The sequence below is a fragment of the Nitratireductor sp. J20-h4 genome (assembly GCF_056780505.1).
Map to the genome: position 1 here is coordinate 4,209,421 of NZ_CM165557.1, position 18,913 is coordinate 4,228,333.

Below are 18,913 nucleotides of genomic sequence, written 5' to 3' on the forward strand. Positions count from 1 at the left end.
GCGACGCTAGCGCATCAATCGTTAAAAGGGAATCAGCAGGCCGCGGATCGCTCCGGCTAGATTAACGAGACCTGACCTGAAGCGCGGGGCGATGGGCGGCCCCGTGCCTGCGCGCCTACGGGGTCGTCTTTCCGGCCTCCCAGCCGAGGATGGCGCGTTTGCGCGTCAGGCCCCAATGATAGCCGGTCAGCGCGCCGGACTTGCCGAGCGCGCGATGGCAGGGCACGACAAAGGAGAGCGGATTGGCGCCGACGGCCGCGCCGACGGCACGGCTTGCCTTGGGCGCGCCGATCTCCGTGGCGATCGCCGAATAGGGTTTCGCCCGGCCCATCGGGATGCGCAGCAACGCCTCCCAGACTCGGACCTGGAAATCGGTGCCGATCAGCACGACCCGCAACGGCTCTTCCTGCCGCCAGCGCTGCGGATCGAAGATGCGCCCGGCATAGGGCGCGGTCGCGGCCATGTCCTCGACATAGGCGGCGTTCGGCCAGCGGCGCGTCATGTCGTCGAGGGCGGCGCGCTCGCCGCCGGCGTCGCAAAAGGCAAGGCCGGCCAGGCCGCGCTCGGTCGCCATGACCAGCGCGACGCCGAACGGCGAGACGTGGAAGCCGTAGCGGATCGTCAGGCCGGCGCCACGCGTCTTGTAGTCGCCCGGCGACATCGCCTCGTGGGTGACGAACAGGTCGTGCAGCCGCCCGGGACCCGACATGCCGAGTTCGAGCGCGGTCTCCAGAAGCGGCGTGCCCTCGTCCAAAAGCCGACGCGCATGGTCGAGCGTGACCGCCTGCAAAAACGCCTTCGGCGACAGCCCGGCCCAGCGGGTGAACAATTTCTGCAGCCCGGTCGGGGTCTCGCCGACCTCGGCCGCAAGTTGGTCGAGGGACGGCTGGTCGCGATAGTCGAGGCTGATCTTTTCGATAACGCGGCGCACGATCTCGTAGTCGCCGCCCTCTGGCGTGACGTCGCGTTCAAGGACTGCGGTGTGAGCGTTCATGGTCAAATCTCCTTGGACGCCACTATCGTTGCGCCGCATCGCGATCTCCACCCGATTCCTGACAGGGCGCAGCCAGGCGTTCAGCGCTTTTTGGCGCTCGCCAGGGCGCGGCCGAACTCGGTCGCGAAACTTTCGCGGTCGTCCGGGTTGAGGAAGCCGCCGAGCGGGACCCGCCGTCCCTGCCCCTCGACCGCCATCCCGGTAATGCCGATCTCGTCGTGGCGGGCAACCGAAAACCGGGTCCAGAACGGATTGAAGCGATGCTCCTCCGTGCGCCCTGACGGCGCGGTTTTGCGGATCGCCACGCGCGTGCGCGACACCGACACTTCCTCGCGGGCGCGTGCGGCGCGGTAATTGAGGCGAAAGGCGATGTAGAGCGCCAGAATATCGAGCCCGAAAAAGCCGACGACCGGCCAGGCGCCGGCGGCGAGGAAAAACAGGCCGACCGCGCCCCACCCCGCCACCAGCGCGCCCATCAGCAGCAGGAAGCCGGTCCGGCCGAGCGAGCGATGCGGCGTCAGCAACGCCTTGAAGAAAGGTTCGTCCGCGGCATAGGTTTCGCTCATGAGAGCGATTATAGAGCCTTCATGGTGAAGCCAAAGGACAAAAAGGCCGCACGCGCGCCGGCCCGCGCCTCGACGCCGCGCAAGAGAAGACCCCGCTCGCTCTATTCGCCGGACGAGGTGCGCGAGATTTTCCGCCGTTTCGCGGTGCAGCGCCCCGAACCGAAGGGCGAGCTCGATCACGTCAACGCCTTCACGCTGCTGGTCGCGGTGGTGCTGTCGGCCCAGGCGACCGATATCGGCGTCAACAAGGCGACGCGCGGGCTGTTCGCCGTCGCCGACACGCCGCAAAAGATGCTGGCGCTCGGCGAGGACAGGGTCGGCGACCATATCCGCACGATCGGGCTGTGGCGCAACAAGGCCAAAAACGTCATCGCGCTGTCGCAAGCGCTGATTCGCGACCATGACGGCCAGGTGCCCGCCGACCGCGACCAGTTGACGAAACTGCCGGGCGTCGGCCGCAAGACCGCCAACGTGGTGCTGAACATGGCGTTCGGGCAGCCGACATTCGCCGTCGACACCCATATATTGCGGATCGGCAACCGGCTGGGGCTGGCGCCCGGCAAGACGCCGGACGCGGTCGAGAAGCGGTTTGTGGAGATCATTCCCGAAGACTATCTGCGCCACGCCCATCACTGGCTGATCCTGCACGGGCGCTACGTGTGCAAGGCGCGCAAGCCCGAGTGCGAACGCTGCGTGATCGCCGATCTGTGCAGGGCCGCGGACAAGACCAGCGCCATCCCCGCCCCCCTCGTGGAATGCGAAACCGGCTGAAGGCAGGCCGAAACGAGCGGAAACGGCCTTCCTTGCACTTCACGGCCGAATGGACTACATCGTGCCCACATCCCGATTGCCCGGCGTATGCGCGGACGGTCCACGACCGTGCCACGCCAGCCCGCTGAGAGGCGAAGGCTTTCGTTTCGCCCCCGGGAAGGGAACCCGTTCCGTGTCGGACCAGTTCAGGACGCGGGCCAAACCGGCCGCAAGGCTGTTTGCAACCAGCGACGCTGTCGCGCAGACGAAGGAAGACCATTGCAGGTACTTGTCAGAGACAACAATGTCGAACAGGCGCTCAAAGTGCTGAAGAAGAAGATGCAGCGCGAAGGTGTGTTTCGCGAGATGAAGGCGCGCCGGTCCTACGAGAAGCCGTCGCAGCGCCGCGCACGCGAAAAGGCCGAAGCCGTTCGTCGCTCGCGCAAGGCCGCCCGCAAGCTGGCGCAGCGCGAAGGCCTGTTGCCCGGACCGAAGAAGAAGCCGCGTCCGGTGCGCCCGGGCGCGCCGCGTCCCCAGGCTGCCGGCGCCGCCGCGACGCCGGGCCAGGCCTGAGCCGACCCTTTACGGCTTTAATGTCGATCGGGCCGCGCGCCTCCCGCACGGAGGCACGCGGCCCGTTTTTCGTTACGCAGGTCCGCTCTCGATCCGTTCAGCTTTTCGCGGAATCGCAGAGCGGCTCTATCTTATTGTTTTGACGCCTTTCCGAACGGCGAACCGGTTTCCACTTCGCCTGGAAACGCTCTCGCTCGCCCTACCCGCGCGCGGCGGTGCCCGGCAGGTTCTGAGTCAGGCCTTGGTGCGCCCCGTCGACTTGGCGGCGCCCTTTTTGCCGGGCAGATGCCGGCCGAGCGCATCGCGGCTTTCGCGGCCATAGCTGGTAACGAAGTCGACGATGCGCGGCACGATTTCGGCGCGGAAACGCGAGCCGTTGAACACGCCGTAATGGCCGACGGACGGCTGCATGTAATGCACGCGCATGTCGTCGGGGATATTGGTGCACAATGTCTGCGCGGCCTTGGTCTGGCCGAGGCCGGAAATATCGTCGTTTTCGCCCTCCACCGTCATCAGCGCGATCGAACGGATCGCGGCCGGATCGACCGGCTCGCCGCGATGGGTCATCTCGCCCTTGGGCAAGGCGTGGCGGATGAACACCGTGTCGACCGTCTGCAGGTAGAATTCGGCCGTCAGGTCCATCACGGCCAGATATTCGTCATAAAAATCGCGGTGCTTGTCGGCCGAATCGCCGTCGTTCTTGACCAGATGGAGAAAGAAGTCCTTGTGGGCGATGATGTGGCGGTCGAGATTCATGCTCATGAACCCCGAAAGCTGCAAAAAGCCCGGATAGACCTCGCGGGCGAAGCCGGGATTGGGCCAGGGCACCTGCATGACGGCGTTGTCGCGGAACCAGTCGAGATCCTTTTCCTCGGCGAGCTGGTTGACGGCGGTCGGGTTGATGCGCGTGTCGATCGGACCGCCCATCAGCGTCATCGTGGAGGGCGCGAATTCGTCGCCGCGCGCCTCCATCACCGCGGCCGCGGCCAGAACCGGTACGGATGGCTGGCACACGGCCATGACATGCGTGTCCGGCCCGAGCGCATGCAGCATCTCGATGACGTAGTCGATATAGTCGTCGAGGTCGAAACGCCCCTTGGAGAGCGGCACCATGCGGGCGTCGACCCAATCGGTGATATGGACGTCGGCATGCGGCAGCATCGCCTCGACCGTGCCGCGCAACAAGGTCGCGTAGTGTCCCGACATCGGCGCCACGATCAGAAGCTTGGGGTCGGGCTTGCGACCGGCCGGCAGGTCGCGCCTGAAACGGATCACGTTGCAGAACGGCCGTTTCCAGACGGTCTCCTCGCTGACCGACACCGGCTTCCAGTCGACCACTGTGGAGGTCAGGCCGAATTCCGGCTTGCCGTAACGCCGCGTGGTGCGCTCGAACATCTCGGCCATCGCCGCCGCGGAGCGCCCGAACGCGGTGTGGGAGAGCGGGTTGAGTGGATTGCTGTAGAACAGCCGCGTCGCATCCGCCACCGCGCGATAGGGCTGGACCGCGGCATGATTCCACTCATAGACCTGATAAAACATCGAAATGTACCGCCTTCCGTTCCGATAGCCGCCCAGAATCGCGACGCGAAGGTTAATTAGTTATGACCGATGACGGTAACAGGCTTTTGCTGCATTGCAATAGAGCTGTTTCGCCCTGCACCAAGCTAGGCCTCGATGCGCCGCACCATCAGCACCCGCGCCGACGCCTCGACCCCCGGCGGCACTTCACGCAGGAACCGGGCCCGCAATGCCGGCTCGGCCCGCGCCGGTTCCAGGTCGCTGAAGCCCAGCCTGCGATAGAAAGGCGCGTTGAAGGGCACGGCGCGGAAGGTCGAAAGCGCGGCGTTGCGATAGCCCAGGCCGCGCCCCGCAGCGAGCGCGGCCCCCACAAGCGCGGTGCCGAGCCCGCGCCGGCCATGGGCAGGATCGACGGAAAGCTCGGTCAGGTAATAATGGCCGCCGACATCGCCGGTTACCACGAAACCGGCCGGCATGCCGTCCGCGGTTTCGGCGACGAGCACGCTGTTTGCGGCCGTGAAGCGGGCGAACTCGCGCGGTGAGCGCGGCGGCTCGTCGGCGAGCGCGGGATAACCATGGTCGGCGAACAGGCGCGCGGCCGCCGTCTCGACGGCGATCAGCCGCCGGGTGTCGTCGGGCCGGGCCGCTCTAATGGCATAACCGGCTGGCAGGGCGGGGATGCCGCTCAGCCTTCGTAGCCCTCGACTATGACCATTTCGGCGTCGGCGACCGTCACCCGGATCGCCTTGGCCGCCTGGTATTCGGGCGAATTATAGCAATCCTTCGCCGCCTGCAGGGAGGGAAACTCGATGACGACGTTGCGCGCGCGGCCCTTACCTTCCATCGCCTCGTAGGTTCCGCCGCGCGCCAGGAATTTGGCGCCGTATCGTTCGAAGGCCGGCTTCGCGGTCGCAACATAGTCCTTGTAGCGTTCGGGATCGCGGACATTGACATGGGCGATCCAATAGGCTTTCGGCATGTTTTCCTCCCGGGACGGTTCTGGTTCAGGCGGTTTCCATTTCCGCGACGATGGCCTGGGCGGCGGCGCGGCGGTCGCGCGCGCCGACGATCGGACGGGCGACGACGAGATGGCTCGCGCCGGCCCGCAGCGCGTCGGCGGGCGTCATCACCCGCTTCTGGTCGCCATGCGCGGCGCCGGCCGGCCGGATGCCCGGCGTCACCAGCGCCAGTTCCGGGCCGACGATCGCGCGCACGGCCGCGGCCTCTGTAGCCGCGCAGACGATGCCGCCCATGCCGGTCTCGCGCGCCTGGCGCGCGCGGCGCTCGACCAGGGCGCGGGCATCGAAGCCGTATCCGGCCTCGGTGAGGTCGCGATCGTCCATCGAGGTGAGCACGGTCACGCCGAGCAGGCAAAGCTTGCTGCCCGCGGCCGCCTCGACGGCGGCCCGCATCGCCTTGGGATAGGCGTGCACGGTCAGCATCGACACGCCCATCGCAGCCACGTTCTCCACACCTTCGGCCACTGTGTTGTCGATGTCGAGCAGCTTCATGTCGAGAAACACGTTCTTGCCCGAGGCGACGAGATCGCGTGCGAATTCCAGCCCGCCGGCAAACACCAGCCGGTAGCCGATCTTGAAGAAGGAGACGACGCCGTCGAGTTCCGAAACCGCTTTTTCGGCCGCCGCCACGTCCGGCAGATCGAGCCCGACGATCAGTCTTTCGGCCACGTTGTTCGCGTCAATCATGCATCCACCCTCGTCGACAGCATTGAGGCCCGCTCGATCAGCGTGCGGCAGACCTTTTCCAGCATTGTGTGCTGGCGTTCGTTTTTCAGCCGCCCCTCGTCGTCGAAGGCGTCGGCCGCGCCCGAGACGGAGCATTGCGGTGTAATGATCTCGGCCTGGCAGTTCATCAGCACGGCGCGCAGATGATAGAGCCCGCGCATGCCGCCGAACTGACCGTTGGACGACGAGCACAGGCCGACGACCTTGTTTTGATAAGGACGCAGCGGCGCGGCGCCGTCCGTCCTGACCCGGCTCACCCAGTCGAGCGTGTTCTTGAGCAACGGCGGGATGGAGGCATTATATTCGGGACTGGCGATCAGGAGCCCGTCATGGGCGGCGAACTGACGCGCCAGCCTGAGCGCGTTTTCGGGGATGCCCTTTTCCTTTTCGAGATCCTCGTCCATGATCGGCAACGGATAGTCTTCCAGCGAGATGCGCGTGACCTCCGCGCCCTGCAAGGCCAGTTCCTTCATGGCCGCGTCCGCGGTGCGACCGCTGAACGCGCCGCTGCGGATCGAGCCTGCGAAAACGAGGATTCGTGCCGTCATGTCCCACTCTGTCGATTTCGGTTCCAGTCCGGGTATAGGGGATATGCGCGGCAAATCAATCGTGACGGCCGATGCCGGACCATTCGCCGACGGGTAGGGCGTCAACGGCCGGCGTGCGCAGCTTCGCGCGGCGCGGATCGCGACGCCGCTTTCGTCCTATCGCCGCCGGCCTTCGACGCCGGCCTGGCCGATCAGCGCGAACAAAATACCCGTCCTGACGAGCGCGTCGGGCAAAAACCGACGGAACCGCTGCATCGGATAGAGCGATAGGAAGCGTTGAGGGGCACCGGCCCGGGCCGGGTTTCTGGCGAGATCGGCGGCCGGGTTCGGCTCAGCGATTGACCGAGCCGACGAACCGGTTGCGCTCGGCGTAGAGATTGACCCAGCGGCCGGTATGGTTGCTCGCCTGTCGTTTCAAGAACCGGTAGCCGGTTTTGCTCCACGGGCGGATATCGTCGCGCAGATTGTCGAGAATGAAATCGCCCTTGTCGGTGCGCACGGTCAAAACCGCATGGCCCTCGCCGTCGGGCTTGCGCACCACGGTGATCAGCAGGTTGGTGAGCGACACGCCCTTGCCCTGCAGCAGGCGGCGCTTTTCGAGCACGTAATCCTCGCAATCGCCGACACCGTCGGGATAGCTCCACACCTCGTCCTTGCCGAAAATGTCGATGTCGTTCATCGGCTTGACGGCGCGGTTGACCGATACGTTCACGCGCGACAGCGTCGACAGCAGGTTCTTGGTGAGCCGCGCGGGACCGCGGTCGCGCATGGCGATGGAACATTCGCGCGGATTGGCCTTGCAGAACTCGTAATGGCCGATCGGCTGCGAGGTCAGGCTGCCGGTGACCATGGAATCGACCGGCTGCGCGGCGGCAGGCGCGAGCGCCCCGGTCACGAACAGAGCCGCGAGGATCAATGGCCGGAGTCCCGGCGTCGTCTTGCCATGCATCGGCTCGCCCCCTGCAGCCCGTGTCTTATCGTTAAGAAAAGGTTAAGAGGCTTGCGCCGCCGCTGTCAATTCACGACAGCGCCAATCCGACAATCATGGTTACCATCCACAGCCGGCCGGATCCGCCGCCGGAGTGACGTCACTCCTTGTCGACGCGCCCGCGCATCTTCTTGATCGCCGCGCGGCCGGCCTTGGCCTTCAGGCGGCGCTCGACCGCGCCTTTCGACGGCCGCGTCTTCTTGCGCGGGGGCGGCGGCGGCTCGGCGGCGCGGGCGACGAGCGCCAGCAGGCGCTGGCGTGCATCCTCGCGATTGCGCTCCTGGGTCCTGAACCGGCCGGCTTCGATGACGATCACGCCGTCCTTGGTGGCGCGCTGGCCGGCCAGCTTCAGAAGGCGGTCGCGTACTTGATCCGGCAGGCCGCGGGCGTTGCGCGCGTCGAAGCGCAGCTGGACGGCCGTCGCGACCTTGTTGACGTTCTGGCCGCCGGGACCGGAGGAGCGGATGAAATGCTCCTCGAGTTCGGCCTCGCCGACCGTCACGCCGGACGCGATCGAAAACACCTCTTCGCCGGCCATACTCTTCTCCTGGGGCCCGGCCCCGACTTGCGGCGCGGTTTAGCAAGGAGAGCCTTCGTCGTTTTGCCGAACCCGCCACAGCACACACATGCCGCGCCGCAGCCAAAAAGAAAAGGCCCGGCGCGAGGCCGGGCCGATATCGGAACGGGAAACCCTCCCGGAAGCTTTATTCGGCCGCCACCTGCACCTGTGGCGCGGCGCTGCGCACGCCGGCGTCGACATGGGCCTCGAACTTGGCGAAATTGTCGATGAACATGCCGACCAGCTTGGCCGCCTGCCGGTCATAGGCGGCCTGGTCGGTCCAGGTCGCGCGCGGGTCGAGAATGGCGGCGTCGACGTCGGGCACGGCAACCGGCACCTCGAAGCCGAAATTCGGATCGGTGCGGAAGTCGCAGGCGTTGAGCGATCCCTCCAGCGCCGCCGTCAGCAGCGCGCGCGTGGCCTTGATCGGCATGCGCGAGCCGGTGCCGTAGGCGCCGCCGGTCCAGCCGGTGTTGACCAGCCAGCAATCGACGCCGTGACGGGCGATCAGTTCACGCAGGAGATTACCGTATTCGGCCGGATGACGCGGCATGAAGGGCGCGCCGAAACAGGTGGAGAAGGTCGCTTCCGGCTCGGTCACGCCCTTTTCGGTGCCGGCGACCTTGGCGGTGTAGCCGGACAGGAAATGATACATGGCCTGGGCCGGCGACAGCCGGGCGATCGGCGGCATGATGCCGAAGGCGTCGGCGGTCAGCATGATGATGTTCTTGGGATGGCCGGCACGGCCGCTGTCGCTGGCATTGGGGATGAAATGCAGCGGATAGGCGCAACGCGTGTTTTCGGTCAGCGACCCGTCGTCGAAATCGGGAACGCGGTTCTCGTCCAGAACGACGTTTTCGAGCACGGTGCCGAACCGACGCGTCGTGGCGAAGATCTCCGGCTCGGCGGCGGCCGACAGGCGGATGGTCTTGGCGTAGCAGCCGCCCTCGAAATTGAAGATGCCGTCCTCGCCCCAGCCATGTTCGTCGTCGCCGATCAGCGTGCGGCGCGGGTCGGCCGACAGCGTGGTTTTGCCGGTGCCCGACAGGCCGAAAAACACCGCCGCGTCGCCGTCGGGGCCGACATTGGCCGAACAGTGCATCGGCATCACACCGCTGTCGGGAAGCAGATAGTTGAGCACGGTGAACACCGACTTCTTCATTTCGCCGGCATAGGAGGTGCCGCCGATCAGCACGATCATGCGGCTGAGATCAACCGCGATCACCGTCTCGCTGCGGGTGCCGTGACGGGCCGGGTCGGCGCGGAACGACGGCAGGTCGATAATGGTCAGTTTCGGCTCGAACGTGTCGAGCGCCGTCCGGTCGGGACGGATCAGAAGGTTGCGGATGAACAGCGAATGCCACGCATATTCGGTCACGACCCGGGTCGGAAGCCTGTTTTCGGGATCCGCGCCGCCGGCGAGGTCCTGGACGAACAGGTCGCGGCCTGCGACCTGGGCCTGGAAATCGGCCAGCAGCAGGTCGAACTGCTCGGGCGAGATGGCGTTGTTGTTGTCCCACCACACATGCGGCTCGCTGGCCGCGTCGCGCACGACGACCTTGTCCTTGGCGGAACGGCCGGTGTGCTGGCCGGTCAGGGCAACGAGCGCGCCATGCGCGGTCAGCCGGGCTTCGCCGCGGCGCAACGCTTCCTCGTAGAGCTCGGCTTCGCAGAGATTGTAGTGGGCGGCCCCCGCCTTGCCGAGCCCGATAATGTCGATCCCGCAACGGGGATTGCGCTTGCCGATCTCTCGCATTGGTTCCGCTCCCTGGCGTCTTTTTTGCGTTGGTTCGCTCGCCAATGCGCTAACCTCGACCCGGCAAGCATCGGCCAAAGGTCACAAACAGAAAAGCCTTTTTGTTTCAAATCATTAATCGATTTAAATTTTTTGAAATTTTCTTAAATCGTTTAAAAACGGTTCGGCTGTTGAAAAAGGGTTAAATTTTTCCACCCTTGGCGACGCGTCATGCACAGGCAATCGGCGCGCAATGCCGGCCGCGCATGTGACACGACCGTCGAACTGTGCCACATTTTGTACCCAATTTGTCCGCCTATAGCCCTTTCCGGAAGCAGGAAGGGACGCCCGCTTATGAGGGATACGTTTGACATGGCAACGATCGCGCTCGTCGACGATGACCGCAACATCCTGACTTCGGTCTCCATCGCCCTGGAATCGGAGGGCTACCGCGTGGAGACCTACACCGACGGCGCGTCCGCGCTCGACGGGTTTTCCGCCCGCCCGCCCAATCTCGCCATTCTCGACATCAAGATGCCGCGCATGGACGGCATGGAGCTGCTGCGCCGGCTGCGGCAGAAGTCCGACATGCCGGTGATCTTCCTGACGTCGAAGGATGACGAGATCGACGAATTGTTCGGCCTCAAGATGGGCGCCGACGACTTCATCCGCAAACCGTTCTCGCAGCGCCTCCTGGTCGAACGGGTCAAGGCTGTGCTGCGGCGCGCCAACGCGCGCGAAGCCGCCGCCAAGTCGCCCGGCACCCAGGCGAAATCGCTCGAGCGCGGGCAACTCGTCATGGACCAGGAGCGCCATACCTGCACCTGGAAGGGCGAACCGGTCATCCTGACGGTGACCGAATTCCTGATCCTGCATTCGCTGGCCCAGCGGCCGGGCGTGGTCAAGAGCCGTGACGCGCTGATGGATTCGGCCTATGACGAGCAGGTCTATGTTGACGACCGCACCATCGACAGCCACATCAAGCGGCTCAGGAAGAAATTCAAGGTCGTCGATCAGGAGTTCGACATGATCGAAACACTTTATGGTGTTGGATACCGCTTCCGCGAGTCATAAACTGGAACAGGCGTCGGGTGGATCCCGGCAACAGATGGTAGCCGAAACCGAACGCAAACGGCCAGGCACGGCAAGAAGCGGTCCATCCGTCGTCGGATGGCTGACCGTGCCCTTGCGCCGGTTTTTGGGCCATCACATCTTTTCCAGCCTGACCCGGCGCATCCTGTTTCTCAATCTCGCCGCGCTCGGAGTGCTCGTTCTGGGCATTCTCTACCTGAACCAGTTCCGCGACGGGCTGATCGAGGCGCGGGTCGAAAGCCTGATGACCCAGGGCGAGATCATCGCCGCCGCCGTCGCGGCCTCCGCCACGGTCGAAACCGACGCCATCAGCATCGATCCGGAAAAACTGCTCGAACTGCAGGCCGGCCAGAGTCTGGCGCCGGGCACCGACCAGCTCGACAGCCTCGAATTCCCCATCAATCCCGAGCTGGTCGCCCCGCTGCTGCGCCGCCTGATCTCGCCGACCCGCACCCGGGCGCGGATTTACGACCGCGACGCCAACCTGATTCTGGATTCGCGCCATCTGTATTCGCGCGGCCAGATCCTGCGCTACGACCTGCCGCCGCTCCAGGAGACGGAGCCGGATTTCTTCGATCGCGTCGAAAAATTCATCTCCGATTTTTTCCGCCGCAGCGACCTGCCGCTTTATCGCGAACAGCCGGGCGGCAACGGCGCCGCCTATCCGGAGGTGATGCGGGCACTGATCGGCACGCCCGGTTTTGTCGTGCGCATCAGCGAACAGGGCGAGATGATCGTGTCGGTGGCCGTGCCCGTCCAGCGCTTCCGCGCCGTGCTTGGCGTTCTGTTGCTGTCGACGCAGGGTGGCGACATCGACAAGATCGTCGCCGACGAGCGCAAGGCCATCTTCCGCGTTTTCGGCGTGGCGGCGCTGGTGACCGCGATCCTGTCGATGCTGCTCGCCTCCACGATCGCCAATCCGCTGCGGCGGCTGTCGGCGGCGGCGGTGCGCGTGCGCCGCGGCGTGAGAAGCCGCGAGGAGATTCCCGATTTTTCCGAGCGTCAGGACGAAATCGGCAATCTGTCGATCGCGCTGCGCGACATGACAAAGGCGCTTTACGCCCGCATCGACGCGATCGAGAGTTTCGCCGCCGACGTCTCGCACGAGCTCAAGAACCCGCTGACCTCGCTGCGCAGCGCGGTCGAGACGCTGCCCCTGGCGCGCAACGAGGAATCGCGCAGCCGGCTTCTGGCCATCATCCAGCACGACGTGCGGCGGCTCGATCGCCTGATCACCGACATTTCCGACGCTTCCCGGCTCGACGCCGAACTGGCGCGCGCCGACGCCGCGCCGCTCGACCTGCAGAAATTCCTGACCGACCTCGTCGCGGCGGCGAGCGCCCACACCCGCGACAAGAAACAGGTCGCAATCGAGTTTCGCGTTGCCAAGGCCGGCCAGAGCGGGCGCGGCTTCCTGGTCAACGGCCACGACCTGCGGCTTGGACAGGTGTTCACCAACCTGCTCGAAAACGCCCGTTCCTTCGTCCCCGACGAGGGCGGGCGCGTTCAGCTGACGCTGGCGCGCAGCGCCCGCAACGTCCTCGTCACCATCGACGATAACGGGCCGGGTGTCCGTGCCGAAAACATCGACCGGATCTTCGAGCGGTTTTACACCGACCGGCCGCAAGGCGAGGCGTTCGGGCAGAATTCGGGCCTCGGCCTGTCGATCAGCCGCCAGATCGTCGAAGCCCATGGCGGCACGCTGACGGCCGAGAACATCCCCGGAAGCAAGTCGGGCGACGTGCGTGGCGCGCGCTTCATCGTCAAGCTGCCCGCCGAAGGCTGAGGAAACCTCGCATGGCCGGCCGATGAAAAACGTCCACGCGTGCGGGCTCGTCATCGGCGATCGCGGCGTGATCGTGCTGGGACCGTCCGGGTCCGGCAAATCGACGCTGGCGCTCGCCCTGGTGGCGCGGTGCCGGGCGGCCGGCATGCCGGCCTGGCTTATCGGCGACGACCGGCTGGTGCTTGAACGGCATGGCTCCCGCCTGGTGGCCCGCGTGCCCGACGCGATTGCCGGGCTGGCCGAGATCTACGGCCATGGGCCGGCCGCGCAGCCACACGAAGCGGCCGCGGTGATCGATCTGTGCGTCAGGCTGGTGCCGGCACGGGACGCGCCGCGGCTCGATCCCGGCGGCGTCGAACTGATCGAGACGGTGGAAATCGCAGCCCTCGCCGTGGCCGAGCGCGCGGTCGCCGCAGCGATGCCGGCCGTGCTCGCCCGGCTGGAGGCGCTCGGCCGGTCGAAGGCCGGTTGCGACGAAACGCGCGCCTGAGGGCTGCGCCCTGTCGGCGCCCGCAATCATCGCCGCCGTGCCGGCGACGCCGGATCGATACCACGACACACCACATCGCCGGCGGCGAATATCGTGATTTCTCAATTCCTTAACAGTGAAATTCCGGACCGGTCGGCCGCCGCCGGGACCGATCCGGCCACCGTCCTCGCGCCATGCCTTGACCGCTAAGAACGGTCGGGTTTCGCCATCGGTTCCGGTGTTTTTCGCCCGCACAAAGCCGTTTTCGGCCATATTGATCGGCGTGATCCGACATTTGGGCTTGTCAAAGGCCGGCCCGTCGACAAGATAGCGCACCTGCCGCCCGGTTGGCGGGTGACGAAATTGTAGAACAGATGCGCTCCGATCCTGGGAGCGCTGACGGGAGCGAAGCATTCATGATCGGAGTCGTGCTGGTCACGCACGGTCGCCTTGCCGAAGAATTCCGGCATGCCGTCGAACATGTCGTCGGGTCCCAGGACGCTTTCGAGACCGTACCCATCGACGCCGACGACGATATCGAACTGCGTCGACAGGATATCGTCGAGGCCGTCGCGAAGGTCGACGACGGCGCCGGCGTGGTCATTCTTACCGACATGTTCGGCGGCACGCCGTCCAACCTCGCCATCTCGGTGATGGAGCCCGGGCGCATCGAGGTGATCGCCGGCATGAACCTGCCAATGCTGATCAAGCTGACCAGCGTACGCGCCAATAACGACATGGCCGCGGCACTGGAAGGCGCCCAGACTGCCGGGCGCAAATATATCAACGTCGCGAGCCGGGTCCTGAACGGTAAATGACCACGACACGGCAAGTCTCGATCGTTCGAGACATCGAAATCGTCAACAAACGCGGCCTGCATGCACGCGCCTCGGCCCGCTTCGTCCAGCTCGCCGGCAGTTTCAAGGCCGAGGTGACGGTGGAAAAGGACGGCGTTTCGGTTGGCGGCACGTCGATCATGGGCCTGATGATGCTGGCCGCGAGCCCGGGCTGCAGCGTTCGCGTCACCGCAACCGGCCCCGACGCGGCACGGGCCATGGCGGCGCTGGAAACGCTGATCGCCAACCGCTTCGGCGAAGAGGCGTAAGGACGACGCCGCGACGAGTGCGCAAGGCGCCGGGCGGCTTGCGGATGCTTCCGGCCCATATGCACAAATAAAGATTTCCTTATATCCTGTTGTGAGGCTTTCGCCGATCTGCTAGACAGCGCTCCGTCGGACAGGGGCGCTCCGCAGCGCGGATGCTTGTCGGCCGGCCGGAACCAGTCGGATCCGCAGCGTGCAGCAACACAAGCGCGGGTCGGAAACGACCGTGCCCGCCCCTTCTTCCGTCCGACGCAAGTTCGAACGACCGGACGGGCCTTTCACGGCCGCCGGCTGCCGCACAGCGAAGACATCAGGAGTTAAGCGATGACAGAGAAACTGGATTACAAGGTCGCGGATATCGCGCTGGCGGACTGGGGCCGCAAGGAGATCGATATCGCCGAAACCGAAATGCCGGGCCTGATCGCGTGCCGGGAGGAATTCGGCGAGGCGCAGCCGCTGAAAGGCGCGCGCATCACCGGCTCCCTGCACATGACGATCCAGACCGCCGTGCTGATCGAAACGTTGCAGGCGCTGGGCGCGGAGGTCCGCTGGGCCTCGTGCAACATCTTCTCCACTCAGGATCACGCCGCCGCCGCCATCGCGGCCACTGGCACGCCGGTTTTTGCCATCAAGGGTGAGACGCTCGAGGACTACTGGAATTATTCCGACGCCATCTTCCAGTGGCCGGACGGCGAACCGTCCAACATGATCCTCGACGATGGCGGCGACGCCACCATGTATATCCTGATCGGCGCGCGCGCCGAGGCCGGCGAGGACGTTCTGTCGAAGCCCGGCAACGAGGAAGAGGAAATCCTCTTCAAGCAGATCAAGAAGCGCATGGCCGAAACGCCCGGCTTCTTCACCCGCCAGCGCGACGCCATCAAGGGCGTGACGGAAGAGACCACCACCGGCGTCAACCGGCTCTACCAGCTGCAGAAGAAGGGGCTGCTGCCCTTCCCCGCCATCAACGTCAATGATTCGGTCACCAAGTCGAAATTCGACAACAAATATGGCTGTAAGGAATCGCTGGTCGACGGCATCCGCCGCGCCACCGACGTGATGATGGCCGGCAAGGTTGCCGTGGTCTGCGGTTATGGCGATGTCGGCAAGGGCTCGGCCGCCTCGCTGCGCGGCGCCGGCGCCCGCGTCAAGGTGACCGAGGTCGACCCGATCTGCGCGCTGCAGGCCTCGATGGACGGTTTCGAGGTCGTGACGCTCGACCAGGCCGCGCCGACCGCCGATATCGTGATCACCACGACCGGCAACAAGGACGTGATCACCATCGATCACATGCGCAAGATGAAGGACATGGCCATCGTCGGCAATATCGGCCATTTCGACAACGAGATTCAGATCGCAGCGCTGCGCAATCTGAAATGGACCAACATCAAGCCGCAGGTCGACATGATCGAGTTCCCCGGCGGCAACCGCATTCTGCTTCTGTCGGAAGGGCGCCTGCTCAACCTGGGCAACGCGACCGGCCATCCCAGCTTCGTGATGTCGGCCTCGTTCACCAACCAGGTGCTCGCTCAGATCGAGCTGTGGACCAAGGGGCAGAACTACCAGAACGAGGTCTATGTGCTGCCCAAGCATCTCGACGAGAAGGTGGCGCGTCTGCATCTCGACAAGCTCGGCGCGACGCTGACCACGCTGTCCGACGAGCAGGCAAGCTATATCGGCGTGACCCCGGCTGGGCCGTTCAAGCCTGATCACTACAGATACTGATCCGACAAGTCGAAGACACTAGATATTGATGCCGGGCGGTTGACAAACCGCCCGGCATTACTTTTGTGGCGCACCCTTCTTCACGCCGATTCGCTTGGCCGGTACAGTGACGTGATTCGCCAGGATGGCGCGCCCGGGACGGGGCATCGCCGACGATGCGGCCGGGCGGCCATGGCGTTCATGCGGCGGAGAGGAAAAAGGGATGCCAGGACAAGGCCCGCGGGATTCGGGGATCAGCGGGCATGACAACAAGGCCAGGGCAGCGGACCGACCGGAACGCGCGGGCAACGGGCGTGCGCGATTGCGCCTGGCCGCCGGCGTCGGACTGACCGGCTATCTGTCGTCGACGATCCTCGCGCGCGCCCAGGATATTCCCAAAGCCGGGTTCGACGTTCTCAAAAACATGACATTCGGCGCCTCCGAAGTGATCCAGATCGCCACCTTCGCCGGCGTGATGGGCGCCGCGATGCTGTCGGCGATCTGGCTGATCCGCGAGCGCGGCCGCATCGCCGCGGAGAACCTCGTGCTGCGCGAGCGGATCGCGGAACTGAACGCGGCCGTACAGCGCGCCGAAGCGATGCTGACCACCAGGGATCAGAGAACCGTGGTGTGGGCGGGAGACCGGCACAAACCCGATCTGGTGGGCACGTTGACCGCGGCGCCGGGCGTTCCCGACGAGCGCAGCTCCTTCCTCGCCTTCGGGCGCTGGCTGACGGCGCGCTCGGCCGCCATGCTCGACAATGCGGTCGCCGCGCTGCGCGAGGCCGGAACATCCTTCGATCTGGTGGTGGAGGCGCAATCGGGCACGCTCCTGGAGGTGCTGGGGCGCCGGTCGACCTCGCACGCGATCGTGCGTTTTGTCTCGCTGACCCGCCGCCAGACCGCGCACGCCGCGCTCAAGGCCGAGCACGCCGCGCTGGCGACGGAGCACGAAGCCGTGCTGGCGCTGGTCGCCAATCTCGACATGCCGTTCTGGCTGCGCAGCGAGACCGGCCGGTTGCGCACCGTCAACGCGGCCTATGCCGCGGCGGTGGATTGCGACACGCCCGACGCGGCGGTCGCCCAGGGCAAGGAACTGCTGGCGACCCAGGCGCGGGAAAACATCGCACGGCAACACCTGAGCGAGCCGGCATTGCGCCGGAATCTTCCCGCCGTGGTCGACGGGGACCGCAGGCTTTATTCCGTGACCAGCGTTTGCGCCAATGGCGTGGCCGCCGGCCTGGCGGTCGACAAGAGCGACCTCGAGGCGCTGCGGGCCGAATATGAGCGTACGGTCAAAAGCCACGCCGAAACGCTGGACCAGCTTTCGACAGCGGTCGCGATCTACGACGCGGACCAGAAGCTGCGTTTCTACAACCAGGCTTTTCAGAAATTGTGGGAGCTCGACAACGCCTTCCTGGAAGCCCGGCCCGACAACACCATGTTCCTCGACCGCCTGCGCAGTGAGGGCAAGCTCGCCGAGCAGCCGGAATGGCGGCGCTGGAAGGAAAACCTGCTGTCGGCCTACCGGGCCGTGGAGCCCCAGGAACATTGGTGGCACATCCCGGACGGGCGCACGATCCGCGTCGTGGCCAGCGCGCATCCGCAAGGCGGCGTGACCTGGGTATTCGAAAACATGACCGAGCGCTTCGACCTGGAAAGCCGCTACAATGCGGCCGTGCGCGTTCAGGGCGAAACGCTGGACAATCTCGCCGAAGGGGTGGCGGTTTTCGGGCCGGACGGACGCGTCAGGCTGTTCAATCCGGCCTTCATCGCGCTGTGGCGCCTCGACGAAGCCGAAATCGGCACCAGCTCCCATATCGCCAATATCCGCGACGCGTGCGAGCGAAATTGTCCGCAAAGTCCGTGGACCGACTTCGTCGCCGCCGTGACCGGCTTCGACGACGAACGGCTCGAAACCCACGGCAAGACGGAACTCGCCGACGGCACCATCCTGTCCTATGCGATGATCCCGCTGCCCAACGGCCAGGTGATGACGACCTTTGTCGACGTGACCGACAGCGTGAACTTCGAACGCGCATTGCAGGACAAGAACGAGGCGCTGCAGAAAGCCGACCAGCTCAAGAACGACTTCGTGCAGCACGTCTCCTACGAACTGCGCTCGCCGCTGACCAATATTATCGGCTTCACCGAATTGCTGACGATGCCCGATACGGGTCCGCTCAACGAGCGCCAGCGCGATTATGTCGGCCACATCGCGTCTTCCTCCTCGGTGCTGTTGACGATCGTCAACGACATTCTCGACCTGGCCACGGTCGACGCCGGCATCATGCAGCTCGAAATCGGCGAGGTGCAGGTCACCCGCATCGTCGGCGAAGCGGCCGAACTGATCGGCGAAAAGCTGCGCGAGCACCAGATCGCGATCGCCGTCGACACGAAGGACGCGCCGCCGAGCCTGCATGCCGACGAGAACAGGCTGCGCCAGATCCTGTTCAACCTTTTGTCCAACGCCGCCAATTACGCCCCCGAGCGCAGCACGATCGCGCTCAGCTGCCGGATGATCGGCGACCAGGTCGAGTTCCGCGTCCATGACGACGGGCCCGGCATGCCGCCCGAGATCCTCGACGCGGCGTTCGAGCGCTTCGAACCCCACGCCAATGGCGGCCGCCGTCGCGGCGCCGGCCTCGGCCTGTCGATCGTCAAGAGCTTCGTCGAGCTGCATGGCGGCACGGTCGAGATCGACACCGGCGCGGCGCGCGGCACCACCGTCACCTGCCGCTTTCCGGTCGCGCCGAAAGGGGCACGGGCGGCAGCGGAGTAGCG

Annotated in this window: 19 protein-coding genes; 9 read left to right on the forward strand and 10 right to left on the reverse strand. The window is 65.5% G+C overall.

The features are described from left to right. Positions 1-115: 115 nt before the first annotated feature. Together ACT2B0_RS20415 and ACT2B0_RS20420 are read right to left on the reverse strand one after the other, a co-directional pair. Positions 116-994 carry a methylated-DNA--[protein]-cysteine S-methyltransferase gene (locus ACT2B0_RS20415; RefSeq protein ID WP_473460086.1) on the reverse strand — a complete coding sequence of 293 codons (879 nt, stop codon included), beginning with the start codon at positions 992-994 and terminating at the stop codon, positions 116-118. An 80-nt stretch (positions 995-1,074) separates the two neighbouring features. Beyond that, positions 1,075-1,560 carry a DUF2244 domain-containing protein gene (locus ACT2B0_RS20420; RefSeq protein WP_473460087.1) on the reverse strand — a complete coding sequence of 162 codons (486 nt, stop codon included), beginning with the start codon at positions 1,558-1,560 and terminating at the stop codon, positions 1,075-1,077. A gap of 21 nt (positions 1,561-1,581) precedes the next feature. On the opposite strand from ACT2B0_RS20420, the gene nth reads away from it, so the two are divergent. Next, the gene (gene nth, locus ACT2B0_RS20425; RefSeq protein ID WP_473460088.1) at positions 1,582-2,331 is read left to right on the forward strand and encodes an endonuclease III; all 750 of its coding nucleotides are present in this window, start codon (positions 1,582-1,584) and stop codon (positions 2,329-2,331) included. 258 nt (positions 2,332-2,589) lie between these two features. After that, positions 2,590-2,883 (forward strand): 30S ribosomal protein S21, encoded by a 294-nt coding sequence (gene rpsU, locus ACT2B0_RS20430; protein WP_156711771.1) that lies wholly within the window; start codon positions 2,590-2,592, stop codon positions 2,881-2,883. Positions 2,884-3,117: 234 nt separating this feature from the next. Here the strand turns inward: rpsU and ACT2B0_RS20435 are convergent, their stop codons facing one another. From ACT2B0_RS20435 to ACT2B0_RS20470, 8 genes are all read right to left on the reverse strand, one after another. Beyond that, positions 3,118-4,422: a polyhydroxyalkanoate depolymerase gene (locus tag ACT2B0_RS20435; RefSeq protein WP_473460089.1), complete on the reverse strand. Its 1,305-nt coding sequence runs from the start codon at positions 4,420-4,422 to the stop codon at positions 3,118-3,120. A gap of 125 nt (positions 4,423-4,547) precedes the next feature. Then, the gene (locus ACT2B0_RS20440) at positions 4,548-5,162 is read right to left on the reverse strand and encodes a GNAT family N-acetyltransferase (protein WP_473466137.1); all 615 of its coding nucleotides are present in this window, start codon (positions 5,160-5,162) and stop codon (positions 4,548-4,550) included. After that, complete coding sequence (locus ACT2B0_RS20445; protein WP_473460090.1) at positions 5,087-5,380, reverse strand: DUF1330 domain-containing protein; 294 nt, start codon at positions 5,378-5,380, stop codon at positions 5,087-5,089. The genes ACT2B0_RS20440 and ACT2B0_RS20445 overlap by 76 nt, the downstream gene beginning before the upstream one ends. A 25-nt stretch (positions 5,381-5,405) precedes the next feature. Continuing rightward, positions 5,406-6,107 (reverse strand): orotidine-5'-phosphate decarboxylase, encoded by a 702-nt coding sequence (pyrF, locus tag ACT2B0_RS20450; RefSeq protein ID WP_473460091.1) that lies wholly within the window; start codon positions 6,105-6,107, stop codon positions 5,406-5,408. Next, a complete protein-coding gene (locus ACT2B0_RS20455) occupies positions 6,104-6,694 on the reverse strand; it encodes an NADPH-dependent FMN reductase (RefSeq protein ID WP_473460092.1) in 591 nt (196 codons plus the stop codon). Before ACT2B0_RS20455 ends, pyrF begins: the two co-directional genes overlap by 4 nt. A 331-nt stretch (positions 6,695-7,025) precedes the next feature. After that, entirely contained in the window at positions 7,026-7,643 is a 618-nt protein-coding gene (locus tag ACT2B0_RS20460; RefSeq protein ID WP_473460093.1) for a transglutaminase-like cysteine peptidase, read from the reverse strand. Between the two features lie 139 nt (positions 7,644-7,782). Further along, complete coding sequence (arfB, locus tag ACT2B0_RS20465) at positions 7,783-8,220, reverse strand: alternative ribosome rescue aminoacyl-tRNA hydrolase ArfB (protein WP_473460094.1); 438 nt, start codon at positions 8,218-8,220, stop codon at positions 7,783-7,785. Positions 8,221-8,386: 166 nt separating this feature from the next. Further along, the gene (locus ACT2B0_RS20470) at positions 8,387-9,997 is read right to left on the reverse strand and encodes a phosphoenolpyruvate carboxykinase (RefSeq protein WP_473460095.1); all 1,611 of its coding nucleotides are present in this window, start codon (positions 9,995-9,997) and stop codon (positions 8,387-8,389) included. 351 nt (positions 9,998-10,348) lie between these two features. On the opposite strand from ACT2B0_RS20470, the gene ACT2B0_RS20475 reads away from it, so the two are divergent. The 7 genes from ACT2B0_RS20475 (at position 10,349) to ACT2B0_RS20505 (ending at position 18,911) form a co-directional block, all read left to right on the forward strand. Continuing rightward, positions 10,349-11,050: a response regulator transcription factor gene (locus ACT2B0_RS20475; protein WP_473466139.1), complete on the forward strand. Its 702-nt coding sequence runs from the start codon at positions 10,349-10,351 to the stop codon at positions 11,048-11,050. 34 nt (positions 11,051-11,084) lie between these two features. Further along, positions 11,085-12,854, forward strand: coding sequence for a stimulus-sensing domain-containing protein (locus ACT2B0_RS20480; RefSeq protein WP_473460096.1), 1,770 nt, complete (start codon positions 11,085-11,087; stop codon positions 12,852-12,854). A gap of 22 nt (positions 12,855-12,876) precedes the next feature. Next, positions 12,877-13,344, forward strand: coding sequence for an HPr kinase/phosphorylase (locus tag ACT2B0_RS20485; protein WP_473460097.1), 468 nt, complete (start codon positions 12,877-12,879; stop codon positions 13,342-13,344). 395 nt (positions 13,345-13,739) lie between these two features. Further along, a complete protein-coding gene (locus ACT2B0_RS20490; RefSeq protein WP_473460098.1) occupies positions 13,740-14,141 on the forward strand; it encodes a PTS sugar transporter subunit IIA in 402 nt (133 codons plus the stop codon). Then, positions 14,138-14,428 (forward strand): HPr family phosphocarrier protein, encoded by a 291-nt coding sequence (locus ACT2B0_RS20495; RefSeq protein WP_473460099.1) that lies wholly within the window; start codon positions 14,138-14,140, stop codon positions 14,426-14,428. Before ACT2B0_RS20490 ends, ACT2B0_RS20495 begins: the two co-directional genes overlap by 4 nt. Before the next feature lie 321 nt (positions 14,429-14,749). Continuing rightward, positions 14,750-16,150, forward strand: coding sequence for an adenosylhomocysteinase (gene ahcY, locus ACT2B0_RS20500; protein WP_473460100.1), 1,401 nt, complete (start codon positions 14,750-14,752; stop codon positions 16,148-16,150). Between the two features lie 202 nt (positions 16,151-16,352). Beyond that, positions 16,353-18,911: a sensor histidine kinase gene (locus tag ACT2B0_RS20505; protein WP_473460101.1), complete on the forward strand. Its 2,559-nt coding sequence runs from the start codon at positions 16,353-16,355 to the stop codon at positions 18,909-18,911. Positions 18,912-18,913: the final 2 nt, after the last annotated feature.

What these genes read in the sequence shown, in the direction of transcription:
- ACT2B0_RS20415 (WP_473460086.1), bottom strand. Translation starts at nt 994, where the DNA reads ATGAACGCTCACACCGCAGTCCTTGAACGCGACGTCACGCCAGAGGGC.
- ACT2B0_RS20420 (WP_473460087.1), bottom strand. Translation starts at nt 1,560, where the DNA reads ATGAGCGAAACCTATGCCGCGGACGAACCTTTCTTCAAGGCGTTGCTG.
- nth (WP_473460088.1), top strand. Translation starts at nt 1,582, where the DNA reads ATGGTGAAGCCAAAGGACAAAAAGGCCGCACGCGCGCCGGCCCGCGCC.
- ACT2B0_RS20435 (WP_473460089.1), bottom strand. Translation starts at nt 4,422, where the DNA reads ATGTTTTATCAGGTCTATGAGTGGAATCATGCCGCGGTCCAGCCCTAT.
- ACT2B0_RS20445 (WP_473460090.1), bottom strand. Translation starts at nt 5,380, where the DNA reads ATGCCGAAAGCCTATTGGATCGCCCATGTCAATGTCCGCGATCCCGAA.
- pyrF (WP_473460091.1), bottom strand. Translation starts at nt 6,107, where the DNA reads ATGATTGACGCGAACAACGTGGCCGAAAGACTGATCGTCGGGCTCGAT.
- ACT2B0_RS20455 (WP_473460092.1), bottom strand. Translation starts at nt 6,694, where the DNA reads ATGACGGCACGAATCCTCGTTTTCGCAGGCTCGATCCGCAGCGGCGCG.
- ACT2B0_RS20460 (WP_473460093.1), bottom strand. Translation starts at nt 7,643, where the DNA reads ATGCATGGCAAGACGACGCCGGGACTCCGGCCATTGATCCTCGCGGCT.
- arfB (WP_473460094.1), bottom strand. Translation starts at nt 8,220, where the DNA reads ATGGCCGGCGAAGAGGTGTTTTCGATCGCGTCCGGCGTGACGGTCGGC.
- ACT2B0_RS20470 (WP_473460095.1), bottom strand. Translation starts at nt 9,997, where the DNA reads ATGCGAGAGATCGGCAAGCGCAATCCCCGTTGCGGGATCGACATTATC.
- ACT2B0_RS20475 (WP_473466139.1), top strand. Translation starts at nt 10,349, where the DNA reads ATGGCAACGATCGCGCTCGTCGACGATGACCGCAACATCCTGACTTCG.
- ACT2B0_RS20480 (WP_473460096.1), top strand. Translation starts at nt 11,085, where the DNA reads ATGGTAGCCGAAACCGAACGCAAACGGCCAGGCACGGCAAGAAGCGGT.
- ACT2B0_RS20485 (WP_473460097.1), top strand. Translation starts at nt 12,877, where the DNA reads ATGAAAAACGTCCACGCGTGCGGGCTCGTCATCGGCGATCGCGGCGTG.
- ACT2B0_RS20490 (WP_473460098.1), top strand. Translation starts at nt 13,740, where the DNA reads ATGATCGGAGTCGTGCTGGTCACGCACGGTCGCCTTGCCGAAGAATTC.
- ACT2B0_RS20495 (WP_473460099.1), top strand. Translation starts at nt 14,138, where the DNA reads ATGACCACGACACGGCAAGTCTCGATCGTTCGAGACATCGAAATCGTC.
- ahcY (WP_473460100.1), top strand. Translation starts at nt 14,750, where the DNA reads ATGACAGAGAAACTGGATTACAAGGTCGCGGATATCGCGCTGGCGGAC.
- ACT2B0_RS20505 (WP_473460101.1), top strand. Translation starts at nt 16,353, where the DNA reads ATGCCAGGACAAGGCCCGCGGGATTCGGGGATCAGCGGGCATGACAAC.